Below are 26270 nucleotides of genomic sequence, written 5' to 3' on the forward strand. Positions count from 1 at the left end.
CAAACGCCGCGAGCGAGCGATCCGGTGCGAAACCCACCCCGGTGCCGCCCCGCGCGCGACCGGCCTAGTCTCGTAGCGTGAGCTCGGAACCTGTGACGAAACCCGCCCCGAACCGCGGACGCAAGACGAGTGTGCTCCCGCTGCTTTCGGTCGGAGTCGTGCTCGGCGCGGTCGTCGCGGTCGGGCTCGTCGCGCTCACCGGCGGAGCGGGCTACGTCATCGCCGGGCTGCCGGACCCGGGACTCGTCACGCGCTACGGCGTCACGGTGGTCCGCGTGCTCGCCGAAGCGTCGTCGGTGGTGTGCGTTGGTGCCTTGCTGCTGGCCGCTTTCCTCGTCCCGCCACAGAAATCCGGCACGCTCGCGCCCGAGGGGTACGCCGCGGTCCGCACCGCCGGGATCGCCGCGTGGGTGTGGTTCGCGGCCTCGATCCTGTCGGTCGCCTTCACCGCCGCGGACAGCGCGGGCAAGCCGTTCGGCGACGTCCTTTCCCCGGACACCCTGCTGAGCCTCGTCAGCGCGATCGAACAGCCGAAGGCCTGGCTGTGGACGGCGCTGATCGCGATCCTGCTCGCCCTCGGCTGCCGCCTGGTGCTCAGCTGGGGCTGGACGGCGGTGCTGTTCTTCCTGTCCGTCGCCGGCCTCGTCCCGGTCGCGGTCACCGGGCACTCGGCCAGCGGCGGCTCGCACGACCTGGCCACCAACAGCCTGCTGTTCCACCTCGTCGCGGCCGCCCTGTGGGTCGGCGGCCTGCTCGCCGTGCTGGCGCTCGGCTGGCGCCGCGGCAAGAACCTCAGCCTCGCCGCGCAGCGCTTCTCCAAGCTCGCCCTGGTCTGCTGGGTCGTGATGGCGGTGTCCGGCATCGTCAACGCGCTCGTCCGGATCAACCTCGGCGACCTGTTCACCACCGACTACGGCCTGCTCGTCGTCGCCAAGATCGTCGCGCTGCTTCTGCTCGGCGTCTTCGGCCAGCAGCAGCGCAGCCGCGGCGTCGCGAACCTCGTCGACGGCAAGGGCGGCAGTCAACTGCTCCGGCTCGCGGCCGTCGAAGTGCTGATCATGTTCGTCACCATCGGCATCGCCTCCGGCCTCGCCCGCACACCGCCGCCGCCGGACGCGGTCACCCAGCCGGGCACCGTCGAACTCCTCATCGGCTACGACCTCCAGGGCCCGCCGACGTTCTGGCGGCTGCTCACCGACTGGCGGTTCGACCTCGTCTACGGCACCCTCGCGATCGTTCTCGCCGGCCTGTACCTCGCCGGCGTGCGGCGGCTGCGCAAGCGCGGCGACGCCTGGCCGGTCGGCCGGATGGTGGCGTGGTTCGCCGGCTGCCTGGTGATCCTGCTGGCCACGTCGTCGGGCATCGGCCGGTACGCGCCCGCGATGTTCAGCGTGCACATGGGCACGCACATGCTGATGTCGATGGTCGCGCCGGTGCTGCTGGTGCTGGGCGGCCCGGTGACGCTCGCCCTGCGCGCGCTGGCCCCAGCCGGCCGCGACGCCCCGCCGGGACCGCGCGAATGGCTGCTGGCCGCCGTGCACTCGCCGGTGTCGCGGTTCTTGACGAACCCGATCGTCGCGCTGCTGCTGTTCGTCGGGTCCTTCTACGGGCTGTACTTCTCCGGCCTCTTCGACAACGCGCTCAACTACCACTGGGCGCACCTGGCGATGAACGCGCACTTCCTGCTCGTCGGCTACGTTTTCTACTGGCCGGTGATCGGCGTCGACCCCGCGCCGCGGCGGCTGCCGCCGGTCGGCAAGCTCGGGATGATGTTCGGTGCGATGCCGTTCCACGCCTTCTTCGGCGTGATCCTCATGAACATGCAGACCGTGATCGGCCGCGAGTTCTACACGTCGCTGAAGCTGCCGTGGGTCGGCGACCTGCTGACCGACCAGCGGCTCGGCGGCGGCATCGCGTGGGCGTCGGGCGAGGTGCCGGTGCTGCTCGTGCTGATCGCGCTGCTGGTGCAGTGGGCGCGCCAGGACGAGCGCGAGGCGAAGCGGCGCGACCGGCGCGAGGAGAACACCGGCGGCGAAGTACTCGCTGCCTACAACGCGATGCTGAAGAACCTCGCGGAGGGCAAACGGGCCGAATGACGCGGCCGAAAATCATGCTGTCCGCGTGACCTCGACTTGACCCTCGGTAGCACGGTGGTGACCGCCGTCAGGCCGCCGGAGGAGCCACTCTACGATCGATGGCATGGCCGAGTTCATCTACACCATGAAGAAGGTGCGCAAGACCGTCGGGGACAAGGTGATCCTCGACGACGTGAGCACCGCGTTCTACCCCGGAGCCAAGATCGGCGTCGTGGGCCCGAACGGCGCCGGCAAGTCGACCGTTCTCAAGATCATGGCGGGGATCGAGCAGGCCAGCAACGGCGAGGCCTTCCTGCAGCCGGGCGCGACCGTCGGCATCCTCATGCAGGAGCCGGAGCTGAACGAGGAGAAGACCGTTCGGCAGAACGTCGAGGAGGGCCTCGGCGAGACCAAGCAGAAGCTCGATCGCTACAACGAGATCGCCGAGCTGATGGCGACCGACTACAGCGACGCGCTGATGGAGGAGATGGGCCAGCTCCAGGAGGAGCTGGACCACGCCGACGCCTGGGAGCTCGACTCGACCGTCGAGCAGGCCATGGACGCCCTGCGCTGCCCGCCGCCGGACGAGCCGGTCACCCACCTCTCCGGCGGCGAGCGCCGCCGCGTCGCGCTGTGCAAGCTGCTGCTGTCCGCGCCCGACCTGCTGCTGCTCGACGAACCCACTAACCACCTGGACGCCGAAAGCGTGCTGTGGCTGGAGCAGTTCCTCTCCAACTACAAGGGCGCCGTCCTGGCCGTCACCCACGACCGGTACTTCCTGGACAACGTCGCCGAGTGGATCATGGAGCTCGACCGCGGCCGCGTCGTCGGCTACGAGGGCAACTACTCCACCTACCTGGAGAAGAAGCGCGAGCGACTCGAGGTCCAGGGCAAGAAGGACGCCAAGCTGGCCAAGCGGCTCAAGAGCGAACTCGAGTGGGTGCGGTCCAACGCCAAGGCGCGCCAGACCAAGTCCCGTTCGCGGCTCGACCGCTACGAGGAGATGGCCGCGGAGGCGGACAAGCACCGCAAGCTCGACTTCGAGGAGATCCAGATCCCGCCGGGCCCGCGTCTGGGCAGCGTCGTGGTCGAGGTCGAGAAGCTGCGCAAGGGCTTCGACGACCGGGTGCTCATCGACGGGCTCTCCTTCGACCTGCCGCGCAACGGCATCGTCGGCGTGATCGGCCCGAACGGCGTCGGCAAGACGACGCTGTTCAAGACCATCGTCGGGCTCGAGGAGCCGGACGGCGGCTCGGTCAAGATCGGCGAGACGGTCAAACTGTCCTATGTGGACCAGAGCCGCGGCGGGATCGACCCGAAGAAGACCGTGTGGGAGGTCGTCTCGGACAAGCTCGACTACATCCACGTCGGGCAGACCGAAATGCCCTCGCGCGCTTACGTGAGCGCGTTCGGCTTCAAGGGCCCGGACCAGCAGAAGCCGGCCGGCGTGCTGTCCGGCGGCGAGCGCAACCGGCTCAACCTCGCGCTGACGCTCAAAGAGGGCGGGAACCTGATCCTGCTGGACGAGCCGACGAACGACCTGGACGTCGAAACGCTGGGCTCGCTGGAGAACGCGCTCGAGCAGTTCCCCGGCTGCGCGGTCGTGATTTCCCACGACCGGTGGTTCCTGGACCGGGTCGCGACGCACATCCTCGCCTGGGAAGGCACCGACGAGGACCCCGCGAAGTGGTTCTGGTTCGAGGGCAACTTCGAGGGCTACGAGAAGAACAAGGTCGAGCGCCTCGGCGCCGAAGCGGCTCGTCCGCACCGGGTCACCCACCGCAAGTTGAAGCGCGACTGACCGGCGCGGGGGTCCCGAGTGGAAACCAGCAGGCACAACCGGCCCAGCCCGTCCGCGACCGCGGACGGGCGGCCCGCCGTTGCCAGTGGCGGGACCCTCGCCGACCTCGGTCGGCTCATCGACCGGGCGGAATCACTGCGCTTCCGGGCGCCCGAGCTGTCGCTGGTTCTCGGCGAACGCTCGGCCGCGCTCGCGGAGACTGCGAGCGCGGACGGGCACTGGATCCGGGCGGAAGCGCTCGTGGTGTCCGCTCGCGTGCGGATCGGCAAACGGACGTCCACGGTCGGCCGCGCGGTTGCGGCCTTGCGCGCGGCTGAACACGCCGGATACGCCACGACGGCGGCGCGGCTGCGCGTCGACCTCGCGGTGTGCGCGCGCAGCCTCGGCGTCCCGCTGATGGGGCTGGCCGCGCTGCGGCCGGTGCTGTCGGAGGACGTGCCGCCGTCGCTGCGCGCGGAAGCGTTGTGTCACCTCGTCGGATGCCTCGCCCAGTTCGGCCGGAAGGCGGAGCTGGACCGGGTGCTCGTCGAGGCGGATCGGCTGCTGGTGGCCGACGATTCGCTCGACGCGGACGACCGGCTGCTCATGCGGGCCTTGCTGCGCAACGGAACCGCGGCGCACCGGCGTCGGCACGGCGATCTCACCGCGGCCGCGGACGCCGCGCGGACCGGGCTCGGGTTCCTGGAGAAGATGGACCGTCCCGGCGACGACGGCGGTCTCGTCCGGATCCGGCTCGTGCTCCAGCTGGTCAGCACGCTGCTCGACCGCGGCGACGCCGACATGGCGTACGACATCGCCGAACCCATGCTGCGCGAACCGGTCCGTGCCGCCGGTGTCGCGCCCGCGGCCTGGCTGCGGCTGGCGGTCGCGACCCGCATCCACCTGCCCTCCGGTGCCGGTGACGCCGCCGCCGAGCTGGTGGGGGAGGCCGTCGCGGCCACCGACCGGCACGGGCTCGCGGCGGTCACCGCGCGGTTGTGGCTGGAGCTGGCGCAGATCGAGGAACGGTTCGGCAGCGCGGAAGAGGCCATCGGCTGCCTGCACCGGGCGCGGGCCGCGGAGCACGTGCACGCGCGGGCCCGGCGCCAGGCGTGCGGGCTGATCGCGGGCGAGCTGGGTGCGGAATCAGTGGCGTCGATGGATCTCGACGACGTCCTCGCCGCGTCCGCCCCGCGCGACGGACGCCCGGTGTCGATGGAGGTCGAGCCGCGTGTCGCGGCCGAGGAGACCTCGGTGATGCCGGCGATCCGCGACGTCCCCGCCCCGCGGCCGGACCCGGTGGCGGCCCCGCTGCCGGTCGTTCCGGCGCAGGTCGAGGTGGCCGCGGAGCCGGAACCGGTTTCGGCCTCGGCCTGGGTCGAGGCGGCGGAGAAGAAGCCGGCGTGGTCGTTCCGGCGGGCCGCGGCGGAGGCCGAGGTCGAGCAGACGTCGGTGCTGCCCGCGATCCGGGAACCGGCCGGGGAGGCTCCGCGGACCGGCGGACGTCGGCGGGCTGAGGACCGCAAGTCGCCGGTGCTGCCGGGTTGGGCGCGGCCGTTCGGGCGGAAGGGCGCGGAAACGCCCGCGCCGCGGAAACGGGCGGCCGAGGACGCTCCGGTGCGGGCGGTTGCCGCTGAGGAGCCGGTTGGCCAGGCGCAGGCTGCGGAACCGCCAGGTCGCCGGGCGAAGGACGTATCAGTGCGCTGGACGGACGCGCCGCGCGGAGCGGAGAGCGCGCGCGGGACGCAGGCGGAGGACGTGCGGAGTCGTCGGGCTGAGACGCCGCAACGGCCGTCTCGTGCCCCGGAGAGCGCGGCCGGGTCGCGCGCTGCTGACGAGGCTCCGGTTCGCCGCGCGGAGACGTCGCGGGCAGCGGAGAAGACGCAGGTTGTCGAGGACGCGTCGGTGCGCTGGCCGGAGAAGCCGCGGGCCGCTGAGGAAGCACCCGCGCGCCGGGAAGACGAGGACGCGCCGGTCCGTCCGTTGCGGGCGGCCGACGACACCAAAACGCCCTGGGCGCGCGAGGGAACCCCTCGTCGCGCGGTGGAAGAAGCAGCGGCCGAGGAGTCGCCGAGGTTCTCGCTGCGGATGCCGGATCTGTCCGACATCTTGCCGGAGCTGCCGCTCGCCCCGGCTCCCGCCGAAGAGGCCGCCGCCCCGTTGTGGGAAAGCGCCGAATGGGCGCAGGAGGAAGCGGCCCGCCGCGATTCGCGCGGACGCAAGACCCGGCACGACGCCGAACACGGTTCGGTCGCCGCGAAGTCGGTGCTGGACCGGCTGGGCATCACCGCGACCGGCGGAGGCGGGGGACGCCGCCGGGCCGACGAGCCAGGACGTGCCGAATCCGCCGTGGCGGAAGCGGAAGCTGCCGCGCAGGACAAGCCCGCGCAGGACAAGCCGGAGCTGGCCCCCGCGCCGCGTCCGGAGGAACCGGAGCCGGTCGAGGAGCCCTGGCTGCCCCGGCTGCGGATGCCGCCGGCGCTGGACCCGCTGTCCGACATCGACGCGTGGACCCCGTCGGAGCAGCCGTTCCCGGAGAGCTACGCGCGAGCCATCGCGGAGGACGAACCGCCGCCGGACGCCGGTCTCGCGGAACTGCTCGCCCGCGCCCTCGCGGAGCATCAGGCGGGCACGGCGAGCGCGGCGGCGCTGGTGAAACGCCTCGGCCCGAACGACGAGCCGAAGCCGATCAACGGCCGCGCGACCGCGGACCGCCACCACAACAACGGCGACTGAAAACCCTTGCGCCGCAGGTGATGCGCTGGCTCGGCCAGGCAGATCCCCTGGCGGGGCAGGGGATCGCACATCGACGCGGCTTTAGCCTCGAGCGGTCCGTGAAGGGCTCCTTGAGGGAATCTAATTCCCTCAAGGAGCCCTTCACGGACCACAGCGGGAGAGCGGCCACGAGCCCCGGGCTGCTGGCGGAGAACGTCATCGACGCGGACGATCCTGCGGCTTCAACCCCGAGCGGTTCGTGAGTGAGGTGGCCTCGCGCCCCGCGCTGCTGGCGAAACCTCATCGACGCGGCGAATCCTGCGGCTTCCGCCCGAAAGGTACGTGAGGGGAACCCTGAGGGACTCTGATTCCCTCAGGGTTCCCCTCACGTACTTCCGCGGAAGTACGCACACGCGACCCGCCGAGGCTACGCTCGCCCGCCGATTTTCGCGCTGCACCAAGCGGTTTTCCCAGTCACTGGCAGAACGCGCCGAGATTATGCAGCACAAGCCATCCCGCTCCGCCGATCTGCGCGCACCCAGCGCTTGCCTCATCCTGAAACCCGGCTGCTCCTCCCAGCCCGCCCGGCTCGGTCCTCCGCAACGGAAGAATTAGCCCGTACGGGTGGGAATTCTCGCAGGGGAGGGAGGCAACCTTTTCCGTTCCCGCCGCGGGCGATACGAGCACTGAACCGATCCCGAAGCCGCCGCCGCGCCCGGGGAACCCGTCCTCCGGCCTCGTGCCAAGCCTTTTGCCGAAAGCCGCCCGCGCCGAACTCGCCGGTAGCTGAACCGATCCCGCGCGACGGCGTCGCCGGGGACCCCTGAAACGAACCTTAAGTCTTTCCCCGCCGTGCACGGGGGCGTCTCCGGGCGGATTAGGGTGAAGGAAGTCCGGCACGTTGTGGTGACGGACGCATCTCGGTCTCGCACACTGGAGAGTTGCTCAATGAGCTCGACGGGAGTCTCGTCCCCGCCCGATGTCGGCACCGAAGCCGGCGCCGCCCGCCGCACGGCCAGCCCGGAACAGATCCGGGACGAGCTGATCGACACCGCCGCGGCGCAGGCGCCGGAGATCGCGGACCTGATCCGCTTGTACTACCGGCACATTCCGGCCGACGAGATCGTCGGCGACGATCCGGTCGCGCTCGTCGGCGCGGTGCGCTCGCACCTGCAGCTGGCGAAGCAGCGCATGCCCGGACGCCCGGCGGTCCGCCTGCTGAACCCGACCACCGCCGAGGACGGCTGGACGCGCGACGCGACCGTCGTGCAGGTGGTCACCGACGACATGCCCTACCTCGTGGACAGCGTCACCGCGGAGTTCGCCCGCGACGGCGTGCAGGTGCAGCGCATCGTGCACCCGATCGTCGTGGTGAGCCGCGGCCTGACCGGCGAGCTGGAGGGCCTGCACCTCGACGCCGACCCGGCCGATCCGCCCGCCGGCGCGTCCGCGGAATCGTGGATGCTGGTGGAAATCGACCTCGTCACCGACCCGCAGCGGGCGCGCGAGCTGGACAACCGGCTGTCGTCGGTGCTCGGCGATGTGCGCGAGGTCGTCGAGGACGCCGACAAGATGGCGCAGACCGCCTGCTCGCTCGCGGAAACCCTCGAACAGCACCCGCCGAAGCTCTCCGGCGACCAGGTCGTCGAGGGCGCGCGCCTGCTGCGCTGGCTCGCCGACGGCCACTTCACCTTCCTCGGCTACCGCAAGTACGAGCTGGTCGACAGCCCGCAGCCGGACAGCGACGAGCCCGCCCTGCGCGCGGTCCTCGCGTCCGGCCTCGGCGTGCTGCGCCAGGACAGCTTGGCCGCGCGCAGCCTCACCGCCGGCCTGGACAGCTCGGTCGACGCGCTCGCGCCGTCGCTGCTCGTGCTCACCCAGGCCAGCGCGCCGAGCACGGTGCACCGTCCGGTTTATCCGTATTACGTCGGCGTGAAGACGTTCGACGAGCACGGCAAGGTCACCGGCGAGCACCGGTTCCTCGGCATGTTCACCACCACCGCGCTGCACGAGAACGTGCTCGACATCCCGGTGGTCGGCCAGCGGGTGCGCGAGGTGATCCACCGCGCCGGATTCCCGATGGAGTCGTTCTCCGGCCAGCGGATGCTGGAGGTCCTGCAAAACTGGCCGCGCGCGGACCTGTTCTCCGCGGACACCGATTCGCTGTACTCCACCACCACCGGCGCCATCACGCTGTCGGACCGCCGCCGGCTGCGGCTGTTCCTGCGCCGCGACCCGTACGGCCGCTTCTACTCCTGCCTGGTCTACCTGCCGCGCGACCGCTACACCACGCGTTCGCGGCTGGCGATGCAGGAAGTGCTGCTGGAAGAACTCGAAGGCACGCAGCTGGAGTACAGCGCGCGCGTCGGCGAGACGCTGCTGGCGCAGGTGCACTTCATGGTGCACACCGACCCGTCGAACGCGGTCGAGCCGGACACGCTGCGGATCCAGGAACGGCTCAACACCGTCGTGCGCAGCTGGGACGACCGCCTCGTCGAGGCGATCATCGCCGAACGCCGCGAGCGCGTCGGCGACGGCGGCCCGATCGGCATGATGGGCGAGGAGTCCGCGGTCGACCGCGGGCAGCGCTTCGGCGCGGTGTTCCCCGAGGCGTACAAGGAAGATTTCACCGCCGAGGACGCGCTGGCCGACCTGGCCAAGCTCGACACCCTCGCGGACGAAGGCGATCTCGCGCTGTCGTTCTACCTGCCCGCGGACGCCGAACCCGGCGAGCGGCGGTTCAAGCTCTACCTGCGCGGCGAGGGCGTCACCCTGTCCAAGGTGCTGCCGGTGCTGCAGGCGATGGGCGTCGAGGTGGTGGACGAGCGGCCGTACGAGCTGTTCCGCGAGGACGGCGGGGCCAGCTGGATCTACGACTTCGGCCTGCGCGTGGACAAGAAGGGCCTCGAAAACGCCGACGAGGCGGCCGCGCACGAGTTGCGCGAGCGGTTCCAGGACGCGTTCCACGCGGCGTGGCAGGGCGAGGCGGAGGTCGACGGCCTCAACGCGCTCGTGCTGCGCGCCGGGCTCACCTGGCGCCAGGCCGCGGTGTTGCGCGCCTATTCGCGATACCTCCAGCAGGCGCGCAGCCCGTTCTCCCAGTCCTACATCCAGAACACGCTCGTCAAGCACACCGAGGTCTCGACGAAGCTGTTGCGGCTCTTCGAAACCCGCTGCGATCCGCAACTGTCCGATGTGGACCGGAAGACGCACGCGGAATCGCTGACCGCCGAGATCTCCTCGATGGTCGACGAGGTCACGAGCCTCGACGAGGACCGGATCCTGCGCCGGCTGCTCGCCGTCATCAACGCGACGCTGCGCACGAACTACCACGTGCGCGACGCCGACGGGCACCCGCGGCCGTACCTGGCGCTGAAGCTCGACCCGAGCGGCGTGCCGGAGCTGCCCGAGCCGCGCCCGAAGTACGAGATCTTCGTGTACTCGCCGCGCGTCGAGGGCGTGCACCTGCGGTTCGGCGAGGTCGCCCGAGGCGGCCTGCGCTGGTCGGACCGGCAGGAGGACTTCCGCACCGAAATCCTGGGCCTGGTCAAGGCGCAGGCGGTGAAGAACGCGGTGATCGTGCCCGTCGGCGCGAAGGGCGGCTTCGTCGTGAAGCGTCCGCCGCGCCCGACCGGCGACGCCGGGGTCGACCGCGACGCCCAGCTCACCGAAGGCATTTCCTGCTACCGGATGTTCATCTCCGGCCTGCTGGACCTCACCGACAACCGCGTCGAGGGCGAGACCGTGCCCGCGCCGGACGTGGTGCGCCACGACGCCGACGACAGCTACCTCGTCGTCGCGGCGGACAAGGGCACCGCGAAGTTCTCCGACATCGCCAACGAAGTCTCGGCGCAGTACGGATTCTGGCTCGGCGACGCGTTCGCCTCCGGCGGTTCGGTCGGCTACGACCACAAGGCCATGGGCATCACCGCCAAGGGCGCGTGGGAGAGCGTGAAGCGGCACTTCCGCGAGCTGGGCAAGGACACCCAGACCGAAGACTTCACAGTCGTCGGCATCGGCGACATGATGGGCGACGTCTTCGGCAACGGCATGCTGCTGTCCGAGCACATCCGGCTGGTCGCGGCGTTCAACCACATGCACGTCTTCCTCGACCCGAACCCGGACGCCGCCTCGACCTTCGCCGAGCGGCGCCGGCTGTTCGACCTGCCGCGCAGCTCGTGGGACGACTACGACCGTTCGCTGATCAGCGAGGGCGGCGGGATCTACCCGCGCTCGGCCAAGACCATCCCGATCACCCCGCAGGTCCGCGAGGCGCTCGGCCTCGACGAAGGCGTCACCAAGCTCGCGCCGATGGACCTGATCCAGGCGATCCTGCTGGCCCCGGTCGAGCTGCTGTGGAACGGCGGCATCGGCACCTACGTCAAGGCCGAGAGCGAAAGCCAGGCCGCGGCGGGCGACAAGGCCAACGACGCGATCCGCGTCAACGGCAACCAGCTGCGCGTGCAGGTCGTCGGCGAGGGCGGCAACCTGGGCCTGACCCAGCTCGGCCGGATCGAATTCGCCCGCAACGGCGGCAAGATCAACACCGACGCGCTCGACAACTCGGCCGGCGTCGACTGCTCCGACCACGAGGTCAACATCAAGATCCTGCTGGATCACCTGGTGGCGGGCGGCGAATTGCAGCACGCGCGGCGCAACGAGCTGCTCGGCGAGATGACCGACGAGGTCGGCTCGCTCGTGCTCGCGGACAACTACCGGCAGAACGCGGTGCTCGGCGTCAGCCGGGCGCACGCCGGGCCGATGGTCTCGGTGCACGCGCGGCAGGTGTCCGCGCTGGTCGCGAAGGGCGCGTTCGACCGCAAGCTGGAAGCGCTGCCGAGCCCGTCGCAGTTCCGCGCGCTGGAGAAGGCGGGCGAAGGACTGACCTCGCCGGAGCTGGCGACGCTGCTCGCGCACGTGAAGCTCGACCTCAAGGACGAGCTGCTCGCCTCCGACCTGCCCGAATCCGAGGTGTTCACCCGCAGGCTGCCGGAGTACTTCCCGGCCCCGCTGCGCGAACCCTTCGCCGCGGCGATCACCCAGCACCCGCTGCGCCGCCAGATCATCACCACGCTGATCACCAACGAGCTGGTCGACGGCGGCGGCATCTCGTTCGTCTACCGCCTGATGGAGGAGATGAACGCGACCGCCACCGACGCGGTGCGCGCGTACGCGGTGGTCACGCACGTCTACGACCTGCCGAAGCTGTGGGCCGAGATCGACGCGCTGGACAACGTGGTGCCGACCGCGGTCGCGGACCGGATGGTGCTGGAGACGCGGCGGCTGCTCGACCGGGCCGCGCGCTGGTTCCTCACCAACCGCCCGCAGCCGCTCGCGCCGCTGGCCGAGATCAACCGGTTCGGCCCGGTGCTCGCCGAACTCGGCCCGAAGCTGGGCGAGCTGCTGCGCGGACGCGAACTGGAGTCGGTGGAGCAGGACGCGGCCGGGATGGTCGAGGAAGGCGTGCCCGCCGGCCTCGCCCGCCAGATCGCGCTGCTGCTGCACAGCTACGGCCTGCTCGACGTGGTCGAGGTGGCGGAGCTGGCCGAGCAGCAGGTCGGGCTCGACGCGACGCACACCCCGGCGGACACCGCCGAGCTGTACTACGCGCTGTCGGACCACCTGGACATCGACAAGATGCTCACCGAGATCAGCGCACTGGAACGCGGCAACCGCTGGCACGCCCTCGCCCGGCTCTCGCTGCGCGACGACGTGTACGGTTCCCTGCGCGCGATCGCGCTCGACGCACTGCGGCACAGCGACCAGGACCTGTCCGTCGACGAGCAGATCGAGCAATGGGAGAAAGCCAACGCGTCGCGGCTTTCGCGGGCGCGCGTGGCGCTGGACGAGATCACCCGTTCCGGGCGGCTCGACCTCGCGACGCTGTCCGTGGCCGCGCGCCAGATCCGGAGCACGGTGCGGTGACATTCGTTTCCCACGTCCAGCCGCGATGGTCGGACATGGACGTGTACGGGCACGTCAACCACGCCAACGTGGTGACGCTGCTCGAAGAGGCCCGGGTGCCCGTGCTGTTCGGCGAAGCCGAGCGCGCGGGGCTGCACGAGCTGCCGAAGGGCGTCGTGGTCGTGAAGCTCGCCGTGCATTACCGCGCGCCGATCGTCGCGACGCCCGGCCGCACGGTGCGCGTGGAGATCACGCTCGCCGAGCTGAAGGCCTCGACGGTGACGCTCGGGTACGTCGTGCGGACCGGCCCGGACGCGGCCGATCCGGTCGCGGTCACCGCGGAAACCGTGCTGGCCCCGTACAACACGGCCGAGCTCCGGCCGCGCCGCTTCAGCGACGAGGAATCGGAATTCCTCAAGCGGGTGCTGGCCGATGCCTGAGCTGCGGATCCCCGATCCGGGCGACCGGGAGACGCTCAGCGCGTTCGTCGCCCGCGCGGTGCGGCTGGACGGCACGACCGCCGTCCGGCTGCGCCGCCGGGGCGACGACGTCGTCGAGGCATGGACGGCCACGCCGTTCGAGGTCCTCGCGACCCGCGCGGTGGCGGGGACCGTGACGCCCTCGGACGTCACGGTGTCCGGCAACGAACTGCTCGCGGCGCTCGCCGTCGCGGGCGGCGAGGTGATGGACCCGGGTCCGGCGCGCGATTTGCTGTGGCACGCCGAGCTTCCGGTGTCGGATCGCTGGCAGAAGGTCGACGAGCTGCCGGTCGGCGTGGTGTCGGAGCTGGCCGACCGCGGCGTCGCGCTCGCTCGCGACAACGCCGGGCCGCACGGCACGCCGCCCGCTTCGCTGATGGACCAGGCGGTGCTCACCGTCACCGGGGGAGACCTCGAGGTCAAGGTCCAGATGCGATGCCTGTTCGCGTTGTCCGGCATGGGTTTGTTCGATTCGTCGATCGACGGCGACGTGGTCCGTGTGACCGCCACGGACTCGTGGCTGCGCCTCGACGCCCGCTACGGCGCGGTGCTGAAACGGCGCCAAGCGTTGCTGCCGTTGCTGTTCTGAGGCGATTCTGCTGGCGGGCGCCGTCCGGCGATGTCATCGTGAGTGGATGACCGAACCCGACGGCGACCCGACCGCGGACTTCCTCGCCGAGGTCCGGGCCGAGGAGACGCCGTGGCGCACCGACCGGCCCGCGGACGCTGATCCCGCTCCGGAAGCCGAGCCTGGGCCTGGCCGTGCCCGGTCGGTGGTGCGCGCGGTCGGCGAGGCCGCGCCCTATGTGCAGGCGGGGTTGTTCGCCGCGTGGGTGGCCACGTCGATCGCGGATTCGGCGGACGGCGGCCAGACGGGCGATGTCAGCGGCTGATCTTGGCTGCTGGGAACCGGGCGAGGCCGCGCCATGTGTCCAAGCAGGACTGTTCGCCGCGCGGATCGCCACGTCGATCGCGGATTCCGCCGGCTGCGGCGGCCGATCGAGCGACTTCGGCGGCGGCCAGACGGGTTGATCTCGGCTCCGGGCTTGTCCCAGCGGGTAGAGTCGGAGTCCGGTCCAGCCGCCGGATGCCCGATCCGGTGCGACCCCGATCATCGCGACCGCCGGCCTTCGCGCGCCCCGACGACCCCGGTTTCCGCGCGAAGCGGACGCGGCGGCGGAAGAGGAGACCCATGCTCCTGTCCGGTCCGGAACGCCCGATGTCCCTGCCCACCGCCGACGATCCGCAGGTGCTGCGGCAGGCGCTGGCCGCGTACGTGCGCGAGGTCGCCGCCGCGGTCGGGGTTTCGGTGGAGTGCACGTCGTGCGAGGTCACCGACACGATCACCGCGTACGTCGCGCTGAGCGGCCGGTCGCCGCGGTTCCCCGGCCGGGATTTGATGCTGCTGTGGACCATGCGGCAAGGCTGGTCGGTGGCGGTGGAGACGACGCCCGCCGAGGCCCCGCAGCAGGTGGCCCAGCTGGGCGGCGACGTGACGCCCGCACCGGAACGGGTCCGCCGGTTCGTCGCGGACGTGGTGAGTTCGGCCGAAAAGGCCGAGACTCCGGGGCCGGTGCTGGCGGTGTCCAGCCACGGCGACCTGCGGACCCGGCTCGAGGAACGGGTCCGCAGAGCCTGAGAAGCCGCCGCTGTCCTGAGGTCCGTGAGGGGAACCCTGAGGGAATCTGAGTCCCTCAGGGTTCCCTTCACGGACCGCGAACCGCGCCTTGGCCAGGCGGGTTCCTGGTGCTGGGTCAGGCGGTCTTGAGTTTGCGCGCGAGTCGTTCGGCCCGGGGCCAGCGGACGTGCGAGGCCCAACGGAACTTTTCGAACATCCAGATCAGCCGCGCGGAGATGTCGAGCTGGCCGCGGCCGACGCCGTGCCGGGCCCCGGTCGGGTCGGCGTGGTGGGAGTTGTGCCAGGACTCGCCGAAGGACGCGATCGCCAGCGGCCAGAAGTTCGCCGAACGGTCGCGCGCCTCGAACGGGCGCTCGCCGATCAGGTGGCACAGCGAGTTGACCGACCACGTCACGTGGTGCAGGGCGGCGACCCGGACCAGGCCGGCCCAGAAGAACGCGGTCAGCGCGCCCCACCAGGTCATCGTGATCAGCCCGCCCAGGAGCGCGGGCCCCAGCAGCGTCGCGAGGGTCAGCACCGGGAAGAGCCGGTCGATCCGCTTCAGGTCGGCGTCGTCGAGCAGGTCCGGGGCGAAGCGGCGCGGGTTCGTGCGGTCGCGGCCGAAGAGCCAGCCCATGTGCGCGTGCCAGAAGCCCTTCGCGAGCGCGGCGGGCGTGGTGCCGAAGCGCCACGGCGAATGCGGATCGCCGTCGCGGTCGGAGTACGCGTGGTGGCGGCGGTGGTCGGCGACCCAGTCGATCACCGGTCCCTGCATGGCCATGCTGCCCGCGACGGCGAGCGCGATCCGCAGCCCGCGGCGGGCGCGGAACGCGCCGTGGGTGAAGTACCGGTGGAAGCCGACGGTGATGCCGAGGCCGCTGACGCAGTAGAAGGCGGCGGCGAGGCCGACGTCCAGCCAGCTGAGGCCCCAGCCCCAGGCCAGCGGCACCGCGGCGGCGACCGCGACGAGGGGGACGACGGCGAAGAGCTTCACCAGGAAGGCCTCGGTGCCGGTCTTGCGGCCGGCGAGCATGGGCTGCGGGGTTTTCGGGGGGTGCTGGACGGTGCTCTGGGTGTCGATGGGTAACGCTCCTGTCGAGCTGGTCCGGCCGCCGCGCTCTGCGGGGCCGAGGCCGGTGCCGCGGCGGCTGTCCGGGGCGAGGGGGGAGCCGCCGGACGGGATGCGCCGTGCGTTGCGAACTGGCCAGGCAGGGGAGGGCCTCGAGGCCAGTCGCGACCTGCTCTGGTCAACGGGTGATCTTCGGTCCGGGTTCCCGGGACGCGGAAGACCTTGCGCGGCCGGGTGAATTCACCGGCGCGCACCAGGGGGTGGATCGAAATCGGTTGCCGGGGGCGGAAAGTCCGCTCCGGCGAGGGTCCCCCTGGTGCGGAAAGCCTTCCGCACCAGGGGAAACACCAGCGGAACTCAGATGGCGCGGACGCCGGTGGCCTGCGGGCCCTTCTGGCCCTGGCCGACCTCGAACTCCACGCGCGCGTTCTCCTCAAGGCTGCGGAACCCGTTGCCCTGGATCTCCGAGTAGTGCACGAAGACGTCGGCGCTGCCGTCGTCCGGGCTGATGAACCCGAAGCCCTTTTCGGCGTTGAACCACTTCACGGTGCCTTGCGTCATAAAAACTATCTCCATCGGGACTAAACATCAGATGCCACCTCGGCACCCGGGCCGGCAACCGACGGAGTGCCTTCCGAAAGAGAACACCACGCCCGCTACATCTTGCGAGCGTGGCTGCGGGACGTACCCACCGCACGAACACAAAACACGACCGTCGTCAGTAAAGCACGCCGGAGCCGGTCTCACCAGGGCTGCCGCCCCGCGGGTCCACTGTGGACGCCGCGACGCGCGGACGGGGACGGGCTCGCGGGCAGGTCGGGGCGGGGAGTAGCGTCGGCACCGTCGAGAAGTCTCACCGTGCGCCGGCGTTCGAGCCGGCGCCGTCCCCGGCGGATCCGCCCCGAACGGAGCCGCCGGTGGCCCCTTCCACCTCGACGAGGAGCGACATGCGCTCGGAACGACGTCCGCTGTCCGCCGAAACCAGTGAATTCGCCCGCGCCCGGGTCTCCGCCGAACAGGACCTGCGCGTCCAGCAGGAACACGCCACCCGCACCGTCGCCGAACACGCGCACGACGCCGACGACCTGCGGGGATTGCTCGCCATGCTCGGCCTGGAGGCGGGCGCCCGAGTCTGATCCTGTGCGCAGGTCGTGAGGGGAACCCTGAGGGACTCAGAGTCCGTGAAGGTTCCCCTCACGGACCCGCACGCGGCTGCGCTGCCCGCCAGCGGGCGGAAGCGCTACCCGAGCCAGGCAGCTGAGTCCGGCGCGAGCCTGCCGTCGACGAGAGGGCTGCTGGTCAGCAGCACTTCGCCCGGCGGCAGGGCGATCGAGCTGGCCGAGGTGTTCAGCGCGCAGATCAGCCCGCCCCGGCCGCGGCGGAACGCGAAACACCCGGCGGGCGCGCCGTACCACTGCAGCTCGTCGCCGCCCCGGAACGCCGGGTGGTGTTTCCGCAGCTCCACCGCGCGCCGGTACAGCGACAGGGTCGATTCCGGGTCTTCGAGCTGCCGTTCCACCGTCAGCGGAGCCCAGTCCGCGGGCATCGGCAGCCAGGTCTGCGCCGTGCGCGAAAAGCCGTACGGCGGAAGCGTGCCCTCCCACGGCAGCGGCACGCGCTCGCCGTCGCGGCTGAACTCCGGGCCCTGGGTGCGGGCGCGCGGGTCGGTCATCGCGTCCAGCGGCAGCTCGGCGTTCGGCAGGCCCAGCTCTTCGCCCTGGTACAGGTACACCGCGCCGGGCAAGGCGAGTTCCACCAGCGCCATCGCGCGCGCCCGGCGGACCCCGGCCGCGCCGCCGCCGTAGCGGCTCGCCGCGCGCCAGACGTCGTGGTTGGACAGCGTCCAGGTCGCCGGGGCGCCCGCCGCGCGCGGCACCGCCAGCGAACGCTCGATCGACGTGCGCATCGCGTCCGCGTCGAAATGCGTGAGCACCAGGCGGAAGTTGAACGCCAGATGAAGTTCGTCCGGCCGCAGGTAGCGGGCCAGCCGTTCCTCGTCCTGCACCCAGATCTCGCCGACGGCCATCGCGTCCGGGTACTCGTCGAGCACCTTGCGGATCAGCTGGTGCACCTCGTGCACGCCGTCGTCGTCGAAGCGCGGATCGCCGGGCGCGCCGCCGCCGTGCGCGGGCGTGTCGGGATCCATGTCGGGCAGCCCGGCGGGCTTGGCCATCCCGTGCGCGACGTCGATCCGGAACCCGTCGACGCCCCGGTCGAGCCAGAACCGCAGGGTGCGTTCGAGGTCGGCGCGGACGTCCGGATTGGCCCAGTTCAGGTCCGGCTGCTGGGGCGCGAACAGGTGCAGGTACCACTGCCCGTCCGGCACCCGCGTCCACGCCGGGCCGCCGAACACGCTGACCCAGTTGTTGGGCGGCTCGGCTCCGCCGGGACCGCGGCCGTCGCGGAAGTGGTAGCGCTCCCGCTCCGGGCTGCCCGGACCGGCGGCCAGCGCGGATTTGAACCACGCGTGCTGGTTGCTCGTGTGGTTGGGCACCACGTCCACGGTGACCCGGATGCCGCGCCGGTGCGCCTCGGTGAGCAGCACGTCGAAGTCGCCGAGGGTGCCGAACATCGGGTCGACGCCGCGCGGATCCGCCACGTCGTAGCCGTGGTCGGCCATCGGCGACGGGTAGAACGGCGTCAGCCACAGCGCGTCGACGCCCAGCAGTTCCAGGTAGCCGAGCTTGCTGCGGATGCCCTCGAGATCGCCGATGCCGTCCTCGCCCGAATCGGCGAACGACCGCACGTAGATCTCGTAGAACACCGCGTCCGACCACCACGACGGCCGCGGAAGGCGGTCCGGCCGCCTGCCCGCGACCCGGCGTCTCATCAGACGAAGCTGTTCATCATGCTGTGCGCGGCCATTTCCAGGTACGCCCACAGCTGGCTGAGGTACGGCTCGGGCAGGTTCTCCTCGTCGATCGCGATCCGGATGCAGCGCAGCCACGCGTCGCGTTCGATCGGGCCGATCTTGAACGGCGCGTGCCGCATCCGCAGCCGGGGGTGGCCGCGCTGGTCGGAGTAGGTGTGCGGACCGCCCCAGTACTGGATGAGGAACAGCCGGAACCGCTCCTCCGCCGGGCCGAGGTCCTCTTCCGGGTAGAGCGGGCGCAGCACCTCGTCGCGGGCCACTTCCTCGTAGAACCGCTTGATGATCCGGCGGAAGGTCGGTTCGCCGCCCACCGCCTCGTACAGGTTCGCCGGTTCCGGCTCGCTCACAGACACACCTCCATCTTGCCCTGCCTCAGCTGCGCTGCGCGCCCGACTGCTTGTCCTGCATGGACGACAGCAACCGGCCGAGCGGCGGTTCGAAACCGGCCTCCTCGAGCGCGCCGAGCAGCTGCCCGCGCAGCTTCCGCTGCACCGCCCACTGCTTGCCCGGTCGCACCTTGACCGTCAGGCGCAACACGATTCCCTCCGGTGTGACCTGTTCGACGCCGAGCAGCTCCGGCGGCTCCAGCACGTTCGCCGAAAGCGCGTCCGATTCGACCGCCTTCGTGGCCGCGCCGCTGAGCACCTCGGTCGCCCGGTCCACGTCCGCGGAGTAGCTCAGCGGGACGTCGACCACGGCGTAGGCGAAGCCCTGGCTGGAGTTGCCGACGCGCAGCACCTCGCCGTTGCGGACGTACCAGACGGTGCCCTTCAGGTCGCGCAGCGTGGTGATGCGCAGGCCGACCGCCTCGACGGTGCCGGTCGCTTCGCCGATGTCCACGACGTCCCCGACGCCGTACTGGTCCTCGATCATCATGAACATCCCGGAAAGGAAGTCCTTGACCAGGTTCTGCGCGCCGAACCCGAGCGCGACGCCGACGATCCCGGCGGACGCGATGATCGGCGCCAGGTCGATGCCCAGTTCGCCCAGCACGAGGATGAACGCGAGGCCGTAGATCAGGAACGTGGAGCCGGACTTCAGCACCGAGCCGATCGTCTTGGCGCGCTGCCTGCGGCGCTCGGTCACCGCCGTGCCGAGCATGTCCGGCGCGCGTTCGCGCAGCGGTCTCAACAGCGTGGGGATCTTGCCGCCGCTGCCCGAGGCCGGAAGCGTGGTGACCCGGTCGATCAGCCGCTTGGTGAGATATCGCACCAGGAAGGCGATGACGAGGATCAGGACGATCTTCAGCGGCTTCGTGAGGAGCCAGCCCGCCGACGCGGCGAGCCACTCGTTGTGCGTGACCGAATAGACCTGGGCGCACCACGTCCCGGTCTCGGAGATGCAGGCGGGTGGAGCGCTGAGCACGGCATTCACTGGTGGAGACAGTCCTTTCTCGGTTCGTTGTCCCGGCGGCGCGCAGGCGGCCGGCGGGTGGCCGCCGGGTCGCGGGTATGTGACACGTCACAGAACACGCGTGCGCCGGGGCCCTGATGTGTGGTCGACTATGCCTGCACCGGTGGAGGTGGTCGAGTGCCAGACCGACAACCCGTCCCCCTCGGCGGCGCCGGCCAAGCCATGGCCGAGCTGCCGCCGGAGGCGATCCTGCGTGCCTGCCCGGGAGGGTCCGCATCCGGCGGCTCCGTCCCGTCCGGGCCGGGGACCCGTCCAGGGGGAGCTTCCCGTCCGCCCGGACAGCGTAGAGCCCGCGATCCGGTCGCCCCGGCGTGGGGGCGGCGCCGGGTCCTCCTGCTCAACGCCACTTTCGAGCCGCTGACCGCGGTGCCCATGCGGCGCGCGGTGGTGCTCGTCATGTGCGGCAAGGCGGAGGTCGTGCACGGCGATCCGGGCGGCGTCGAACTGCACGCCGCGACGGTGTCGCTGCCCGTCCCCTCGGTGATCCGGCTCAGCACGTACGTGCGGGTGCCCTACCGGGCGCAGGTGCCGCTCACCCGGGCCGGGCTGATGCACCGGGACCGGCATCGCTGCGCCTACTGCGGCGGCCGGGCCGAGACGATCGACCACGTCGTCCCGCGCAGCAAGGGCGGTCCGCACAGCTGGACCAACTGCGTCGCTTGCTGCGCGAAGTGCAACCACCGCAAGGCCGACCGGCTCCTGTCGGAGATCGGCTGGCGGCTGCGCGTGGTGCCGCGCGCCCCGCACGGCCCGCACTGGCGGCTGCTGGCGCATTCCAAAGAGGCCGATCCGCTGTGGCGGCCGTATCTCGGGTCGGCGGCCTAGGCTCCCGGACCCGGACACGTCGGCGCCCCGGCTGCCTGTGCGGCGGCCGGGGCGAGCCGATGGATCGTGCTCGACGTCCCTGATCCGGTGCTGGGCGGTGCTTGCTGCGCCTGTTTGCTCAGGCGGCGAGGCTGTAGTCGGCCTGGCAGGTGACCCGCGTGCCCATCGTGACCCGGGTGCCGCGCGTGACGCGAGTACCGCGGGTGACCCGGGTGCCCATGGTGACGCGGGTGCCCATGGTGACGCGGGTTCCGGCGGTGACCCGGGTGCCGCGCGTGACCCGAGTGCCCATCGTGACCCGCGTGCCCATCGTGACCCGAGTGCCGCAGGTGACCCGCGTGCCTGCCGTGACCCGAGTGCCGCGCGTGACGCGAGTCCCGCGAGTGCTTGCCGTGACGCGGGTCCCGCGGGTAACGCGGGTGCCCCTGGTGACTCGAGTTCCCATGGTGACCCGGGTACCCATTGTCACGCGAGTGCCCGCGGTGACCCGGGTTCCGCGGGTGACCCGAGTGCCGCGCGTAACCCTGGTGCCGGACGTGACCCGCGTTCCGGGCACGAATCCGGTCTCGCTGGGTGACGAAATGGTCTCGGTGATCGCCTGAGCGGGGGTCTGGACGCTCTGCATGAGGTGTCCTCCTGGGACCGGTGCGTAACGGGCTGGGGCTGGGGAGGCGGGCGCAAGGCCCGTACAGGTGAAAAAGCTACGAGGATTTCAAGGTTCGGACAAGCCGGTATCGCCCGGTACGGCCGCCTGTACGGCGAGTTGCCATCTTTCGGCCCGCCGCCCTTCGCCCCAACGTTCCAGCGGGGGCGGGCCAAGCGGCGGACGGCGCCTCAGCGACGACGAACGGTCGCCGCCGGTCGCGGTGTCGCGCGGTGGCTCCGGAAGGCATCCGATACGCTCACCGGCGTGAACGTTGTCGAGACGATCCTGGTCTACGCGGTCATCCCCGGGGCCATTTACTTCGTGGTCGGCGCCGCGACCTTGCGGAAGAAGTTCTCGGGGACGCCGCGGTACCGGCCGGGGCAGCCGTGGGAGTACCCCGCGATGTGGTGGACCGCCAACCCGGACGGCGTAGGAGCCGGCCACGGCCCGGCGGTTGACGTGAATGCGGCGCCCGCGGGCGCTTCGACGGCCGCAGGAGGCGCTCGTGGCAAGTGGTGAAGTGACCCAGACCGCGGTCGCGGAGAAAGACCTGGCCTTCGGCGAGGTCATCACCAACAGCGGCAGGCTGTCGGCGGCGAAGATGTACGAGCCCGCGGCCCCGACGAGCCCGTTCACGGTGCAGCAGCTCGCGCGCCTGGACGAGGCCCTGACCTTCGCGACCCGCGAAACCGGCCTCGGCTTCAGCATTTACCTGGGCGACCTCGGCGAAGACACCCGCGCCGGCGCGGAAAAGCTGCACGCCGCCACCGACGACCCCTCGAACGCGGTCCTGCTGGGCGTCTCGCCCGCGCAGCGCGCGATCGAGATCGTCACCGGCGAACGCGCCCACTCGCGCCTGCCCGACCGAGGCGCGAACCTGGCCGTGGCGAGCATGGTGGCCTCCTTCAAGGAAGGCGACCTGACCGGCGGCCTGGTCAACGCCCTGCGCATGCTGAGCGACCAAGCAGGCCCCGCCCCCAAGCACTGACCCCGCACAACCTCTCAAGGAGCCGTCCCGCCACCGCGCGGGGCGGCTCTTTCTACGTTCTGCCTCCGGAGCGTCCGTGAGGGCCACCTTCACGGACTCTGAGTCCCTCAGGGTTCCCCTCACGACCTTTCGACGGTCCGTGAGGGGCCCCTTCACGGACTTAGATTCCCTCAAGGAGCCTTTCACGGCCCGCCCGCCCAGCGCGCGCCGGGATGCGCCCCAATGTGGCATTGGGTGCGTCTGACGCACCGAACGCCACATTGGGTGCGTCGCATGCACCCAATGCCACATTGGGGCGCTAGCCGCCCTACCCAACCGCAGCCGACCTGCGAAACCAGCCAGGCACCCAGACCCGGCCCTGCACCCCGATACGAAGCCAAAAACACGGGCTGAGGGTGCTTGTCAAGGCATCTTTCCCGCCTTGACAAGCACCCTCAGCCCGTAGTCACCATCAGCTTCGGGGTGCCCCAACGCAACACGCTTGCGTCAAAACCCCAAGAAAACTCAACCCTGGCTGTCGAAGTCCCGAGCAGCCAACGCCCGCACAATCCCCGCGCGCCCCTCGGAAACAAGCCGCCGCAACGCCGCCGGATGCTCCCCCTCAAGCCACTCATCCGAAGCATTCACCGTCGCAGGCTCAACAGCCCACGACGGATACAACCCAATCGCAGTCGGCTGAGCACGCTCGCTCGAACGGCGAGCCCAAACGTCGTCGATAACCTCGAAGTACCGCTCGATGTACTCCCCGAGCAAATGCTTCTGCCCCGGGTGCGAGAACCCGGAAATCAACGCATCGCTGACCGCATTGGGAATCTCGTCGTCGTAAATAGCCCGCTGCCAAGTATCTGCCTTGGCCTCAGCGGTCGGCTGCAACGCCCGAGACCGCTCAGCGTGCCGCCGCCCAGCAGCAGTGTCGTCGCGCTCCTGCTCGGCATTGATCTCGTCCGCACCAGCCTTGCCGTGCGCGACCAACGCCTGCAACAAGCGCCACCGCAGATCAGTGTCCACCGTGAGACCCGGCAACGGTGCGGACTCGTCGAGCCACCCAGCGATCTCCGCCAGAATCTCGTCGCTCAACACTCCACCGGCCAGCGAGTTCACAAACGCCAGCTGATGATCCGACCCAGCCTCCGCGGTCCGAGCCAACTCGAGCAACCGCCCGCTCAACGCGGGCCACCCCTCCGCGGCCGCCCACTTCTGATCGGCGTACGAATTGAGCGCGGTCTGCGCCTGCAGCAGCAGCCGCTGCACCACGCCGACCTCGCTCTCGGCATGAATCCCGCGCGCCACGAGCGTCACGAAGTCGCGCGCCTTGAGCTCCGCCTCGCGCGTCATCTCCCAAGCAGCCGACCAGCACAGCGTGCGCGGCAGCGATTCGGTGATGTCGCCGATCCGGTCGATCAGCGTGGTGAGCGACGCCGGGTCGAGGCGCATCCGGCAGTAGGTGAGGTCGTCGTCGTTGACCAGCACGAGCTTGCCCGCGGCCTGGCCGACGAGGTCCGGGACCTCGGTGCGCTCGCCGGTGACGTCCAGTTCGACGCGGCGGGTGCGGACGATCTTGCCGTCGGCGTCCTCGTCGTACACGCCGACCGCGACGCGGTGCGTGCGCAGCTCGCCGGCACCCGGCTTCGCGCCGGTCTGCACGACGGCGAACGACGCGAAGGTGCCGTCCGCGGCGATCTCGTAGCGCGGGCTGAGCGAGTTGAGGCCGGTGGTCTCCAGCCATTCCGCGCTCCACCACGACAGGTCGCGGCCGGACGCTTCCTCGAGCGCTGCCAGCAGATCGGCGAGCGTGGCGTTGCCCCAGGCGTGCTTGCCGAAGTAGACCTTGAGGCCGTCGAGGAAGTGGTCGATGCCGACGTAGGACACCAGCTGCTTGAGGACGCTCGCGCCCTTGGCGTAGGTGATGCCGTCGAAGTTGACCTCGACCGCGTGCAGGTCGACGATGTCGGCCGCGATCGGGTGTGTCGAGGGCAGCTGGTCCTGGCGGTAGGCCCAGGACTTCTCGATGTTCGCGAAGCTGGTCCAGGCGTTCTTGTACTCGGTCGCCTCGGCCTGGGCGAAGACGCTCGCGAAGGTCGCGAACGACTCGTTCAGCCACAGGTCGTCCCACCAGCGCATGGTGACCAGGTCGCCGAACCACATGTGCGCCATCTCGTGCAGCAGCGTCTCGGCGCGGCGCTCGTAGGCGTAGCGGGTGACGCGGCTGCGGAAGACGTAGTCCTCGAGGAAGGTGACCGCGCCGGCGTTCTCCATCGCGCCCGCGTTGAACTCCGGCACGAACAGCTGGTCGTACTTGGAGAACGGGTACGGGGTGCCGAATTTCTCGTGGTAGAAAGCGAAACCCTGCTTGGTTTCGACGAACAGCCGCTCGGCGTCCATGTGCTCGGCGAGCGACGCGCGGCAGTAGATGCCGAGCGGGATGGTGCGGTGCTCGTCGCGGAACTCGTCGGTCCACTCCGCGTACGGGCCGGCGACGAGCGCCACCAGATAGGTGGAGATGCGCTCGGATTCGGCGAACTGCGTGCGGCGCGCGCCGTCCTCGGTGTCCTCGGCGCTTTCGACCAGCGCGTTGGAAACGACCTTCCAGTCGCGCGGGGCGTGCACCGCGACGCGGTAGACGGACTTGAGGTCCGGCTGGTCGAAGCAGGCGAACATGCGCTTCGCGTCCGCGGTCTCGAACTGGGTGTAGAGGTACACCCCGTCGTCGACCGGGTCGACGAACCGGTGCAGGCCCTCGCCGGTGTTCATGTAGCGGCAGTCCGCGGTGACGACGAGTTCGTTGTCCGCGGCAAGGCCGGGCAGCGCGATGCCCTTTTCCTCGGCGTAGCCGCTGACGTCGAGCTCGGCGCCGTTCAGCACGGCGGAGCGGACGCCTTCGGCGACGAGGTCGATCCACGACGCTTCGCCGGGACGGCTGCTGGAGAACCGCACCGTGGTGGTGGAGCGGAAGGTCTTCTCCCCGGGACGGCCGTGGCCGTCGGTCAGGTCCAGCTCGATGTCGTAGGACGACACGTCCAGCAGGCCGGAGCGCTGCTTGGCTTCGTCACGCGTCAGGTTGGGGGCGGGCACGGGCACCTCTGGTCTTCGGTTCCGGTTGGCACGACGTTCAGCATCCAATCATGACGCGCCCGGAACCGGCGACCAGGGAACAATGCGGAGGGCTTCCCGCGTTGCCTCGCAGTGCGGGGGTTCGCCCCGCCCTCGGCGAGCGCCGGGGAGCAGCCTCGCCGAGGAGCCCGTGAAAAATGACTGACTCGTCCCAGCCCACCACGGTGGACTTCTTCTTCGACCCGATCTGCCCGTTCGCGTGGATCTCGTCGCGGTGGATCCTCGAGGTCGAGAAGCACCGCGAGCTGGACCTGACCTTCCGGGTGATGAGCCTGTCGGTGCTGAACGAAGGCCGCGAAGACCTGCCCGAGCGGTACAAGGCGCTGCTGAGCGAGGGCTGGGCCCCGGTCCGCGTCGCCACCGCGCTGGCGCAGACCCAGGGCCAGGAAGCCGTGCGCGACTTCTACACCGAGTTCGGCACCCGCTACCACAACCAGCACAACGAGGACCGCAAGCTCGTCATCAAGGAGGCGCTGGCCGCGATCGGCGCCCCGGCCGAACTCGCCGAGGCGGGCGAATCGACCGAATACGACGAGGCGCTGCGCAAGAGCCACCACGAGGGCATGGACCCGGTCGGCATGGACGTCGGCACGCCGACCATCCACGTCAACGGCTCCGCGTTCTTCGGCCCGGTGCTCTCGTCGATCCCGCGGGGCGAGGACGCGCTGAAGGTGTTCGACGGCGCGGTCGCGCTGGCCAGCTACCCGGACTTCTTCGAGCTGAAGCGCACCCGGACCGGGGACCTGAACTTCGACTGACCGCTCTCGGGAGTGCT

At 70.7% G+C, this 26270-nt stretch carries 21 protein-coding genes; 14 read left to right on the top strand and 7 right to left on the bottom strand.

Annotation, left to right across the window (positions count from 1 at the left end):
* The first annotated feature begins 77 nt into the window (after window positions 1-77).
* The 8 genes from ABD156_RS33635 to ABD156_RS33670 all read left to right on the top strand — a co-directional run bounded on the left by ABD156_RS33635 (window position 78) and on the right by ABD156_RS33670 (window position 14592).
* A complete protein-coding gene (locus tag ABD156_RS33635; RefSeq protein WP_344283310.1) occupies window positions 78-2096 on the top strand; it encodes a bifunctional copper resistance protein CopD/cytochrome c oxidase assembly protein in 2019 nt (672 codons plus the stop codon).
* A 103-nt stretch (window positions 2097-2199) separates the two neighbouring features.
* Window positions 2200-3876 carry an energy-dependent translational throttle protein EttA gene (ettA, locus tag ABD156_RS33640; RefSeq protein WP_344283313.1) on the top strand — a complete coding sequence of 559 codons (1677 nt, stop codon included), beginning with the start codon at window positions 2200-2202 and terminating at the stop codon, window positions 3874-3876.
* 18 nt (window positions 3877-3894) lie between these two features.
* Complete coding sequence (locus tag ABD156_RS33645) at window positions 3895-6591, top strand: hypothetical protein (RefSeq protein ID WP_344283316.1); 2697 nt, start codon at window positions 3895-3897, stop codon at window positions 6589-6591.
* 927 nt (window positions 6592-7518) lie between these two features.
* Window positions 7519-12495, top strand: a complete 4977-nt coding sequence (locus ABD156_RS33650; RefSeq protein ID WP_344283320.1) for an NAD-glutamate dehydrogenase — start codon at window positions 7519-7521, stop codon at window positions 12493-12495.
* Entirely contained in the window at window positions 12492-12914 is a 423-nt protein-coding gene (locus tag ABD156_RS33655; RefSeq protein WP_344283323.1) for an acyl-CoA thioesterase, read from the top strand. The genes ABD156_RS33650 and ABD156_RS33655 overlap by 4 nt, the downstream gene beginning before the upstream one ends.
* A complete protein-coding gene (locus ABD156_RS33660) occupies window positions 12907-13542 on the top strand; it encodes a DUF8010 domain-containing protein (RefSeq protein ID WP_116201566.1) in 636 nt (211 codons plus the stop codon). Before ABD156_RS33655 ends, ABD156_RS33660 begins: the two co-directional genes overlap by 8 nt.
* Window positions 13543-13588: 46 nt before the next feature.
* Window positions 13589-13846, top strand: coding sequence for a hypothetical protein (locus ABD156_RS33665; protein WP_344283330.1), 258 nt, complete (start codon window positions 13589-13591; stop codon window positions 13844-13846).
* Between the two features lie 299 nt (window positions 13847-14145).
* A complete protein-coding gene (locus tag ABD156_RS33670; RefSeq protein ID WP_344283333.1) occupies window positions 14146-14592 on the top strand; it encodes a DUF6292 family protein in 447 nt (148 codons plus the stop codon).
* Window positions 14593-14707: 115 nt separating this feature from the next.
* On the opposite strand, the gene ABD156_RS33675 is transcribed toward ABD156_RS33670, so the two are convergent.
* Window positions 14708-15604: an acyl-CoA desaturase gene (locus ABD156_RS33675; RefSeq protein WP_344283336.1), complete on the bottom strand. Its 897-nt coding sequence runs from the start codon at window positions 15602-15604 to the stop codon at window positions 14708-14710.
* A gap of 393 nt (window positions 15605-15997) precedes the next feature.
* A complete protein-coding gene (locus tag ABD156_RS33680; protein ID WP_037814060.1) occupies window positions 15998-16201 on the bottom strand; it encodes a cold-shock protein in 204 nt (67 codons plus the stop codon).
* Window positions 16202-16587: 386 nt separating this feature from the next.
* Between ABD156_RS33680 and ABD156_RS33685 the strand changes: the two genes are divergently transcribed.
* Entirely contained in the window at window positions 16588-16776 is a 189-nt protein-coding gene (locus ABD156_RS33685) for a hypothetical protein (RefSeq protein WP_344283341.1), read from the top strand.
* A 104-nt stretch (window positions 16777-16880) separates the two neighbouring features.
* On the opposite strand, the gene ABD156_RS33690 is transcribed toward ABD156_RS33685, so the two are convergent.
* The 3 genes from ABD156_RS33690 to ABD156_RS33700 are packed head-to-tail and all read right to left on the bottom strand — an operon-like array spanning window position 16881 to window position 19886.
* A complete protein-coding gene (locus tag ABD156_RS33690; RefSeq protein ID WP_344283344.1) occupies window positions 16881-18470 on the bottom strand; it encodes a glycoside hydrolase family 13 protein in 1590 nt (529 codons plus the stop codon).
* Window positions 18470-18865, bottom strand: coding sequence for a globin (locus ABD156_RS33695; RefSeq protein ID WP_116201571.1), 396 nt, complete (start codon window positions 18863-18865; stop codon window positions 18470-18472). The genes ABD156_RS33690 and ABD156_RS33695 overlap by 1 nt, the downstream gene beginning before the upstream one ends.
* A 19-nt stretch (window positions 18866-18884) precedes the next feature.
* On the bottom strand, window positions 18885-19886 hold the full coding sequence (locus ABD156_RS33700; protein ID WP_344283347.1) for a mechanosensitive ion channel family protein: 1002 nt from the start codon (window positions 19884-19886) through the stop codon (window positions 18885-18887).
* Window positions 19887-20297: 411 nt separating this feature from the next.
* On the opposite strand from ABD156_RS33700, the gene ABD156_RS47895 reads away from it, so the two are divergent.
* Window positions 20298-20750 (top strand): HNH endonuclease, encoded by a 453-nt coding sequence (locus tag ABD156_RS47895; RefSeq protein WP_050788293.1) that lies wholly within the window; start codon window positions 20298-20300, stop codon window positions 20748-20750.
* 118 nt (window positions 20751-20868) lie between these two features.
* Here the strand turns inward: ABD156_RS47895 and ABD156_RS33710 are convergent, their stop codons facing one another.
* Window positions 20869-21060 (bottom strand): hypothetical protein, encoded by a 192-nt coding sequence (locus ABD156_RS33710; RefSeq protein ID WP_344283353.1) that lies wholly within the window; start codon window positions 21058-21060, stop codon window positions 20869-20871.
* A gap of 118 nt (window positions 21061-21178) precedes the next feature.
* Here ABD156_RS33710 and ABD156_RS33715 point away from each other — a divergent pair, with 118 nt between their 5' ends.
* From ABD156_RS33715 to ABD156_RS33725, 3 genes are all read left to right on the top strand, one after another.
* Complete coding sequence (locus ABD156_RS33715; protein ID WP_235146640.1) at window positions 21179-21352, top strand: hypothetical protein; 174 nt, start codon at window positions 21179-21181, stop codon at window positions 21350-21352.
* A 308-nt stretch (window positions 21353-21660) separates the two neighbouring features.
* A complete protein-coding gene (gene ctaJ, locus ABD156_RS33720; RefSeq protein WP_037814055.1) occupies window positions 21661-21915 on the top strand; it encodes an aa3-type cytochrome oxidase subunit CtaJ in 255 nt (84 codons plus the stop codon).
* On the top strand, window positions 21902-22384 hold the full coding sequence (locus ABD156_RS33725; protein WP_182894010.1) for a DUF5130 family protein: 483 nt from the start codon (window positions 21902-21904) through the stop codon (window positions 22382-22384). Before ctaJ ends, ABD156_RS33725 begins: the two co-directional genes overlap by 14 nt.
* Before the next feature lie 504 nt (window positions 22385-22888).
* On the opposite strand, the gene pepN is transcribed toward ABD156_RS33725, so the two are convergent.
* Complete coding sequence (pepN, locus tag ABD156_RS33730) at window positions 22889-25456, bottom strand: aminopeptidase N (protein WP_344283366.1); 2568 nt, start codon at window positions 25454-25456, stop codon at window positions 22889-22891.
* Between the two features lie 176 nt (window positions 25457-25632).
* On the opposite strand from pepN, the gene ABD156_RS33735 reads away from it, so the two are divergent.
* Window positions 25633-26253: a mycothiol-dependent nitroreductase Rv2466c family protein gene (locus ABD156_RS33735; protein WP_344283369.1), complete on the top strand. Its 621-nt coding sequence runs from the start codon at window positions 25633-25635 to the stop codon at window positions 26251-26253.
* Window positions 26254-26270: the final 17 nt, after the last annotated feature.

It is taken from the genome of Amycolatopsis albidoflavus (assembly GCF_039525725.1).
In the GTDB taxonomy this organism is placed as follows: Bacteria; Actinomycetota; Actinomycetes; order Mycobacteriales; family Pseudonocardiaceae; genus Amycolatopsis; species Amycolatopsis albidoflava.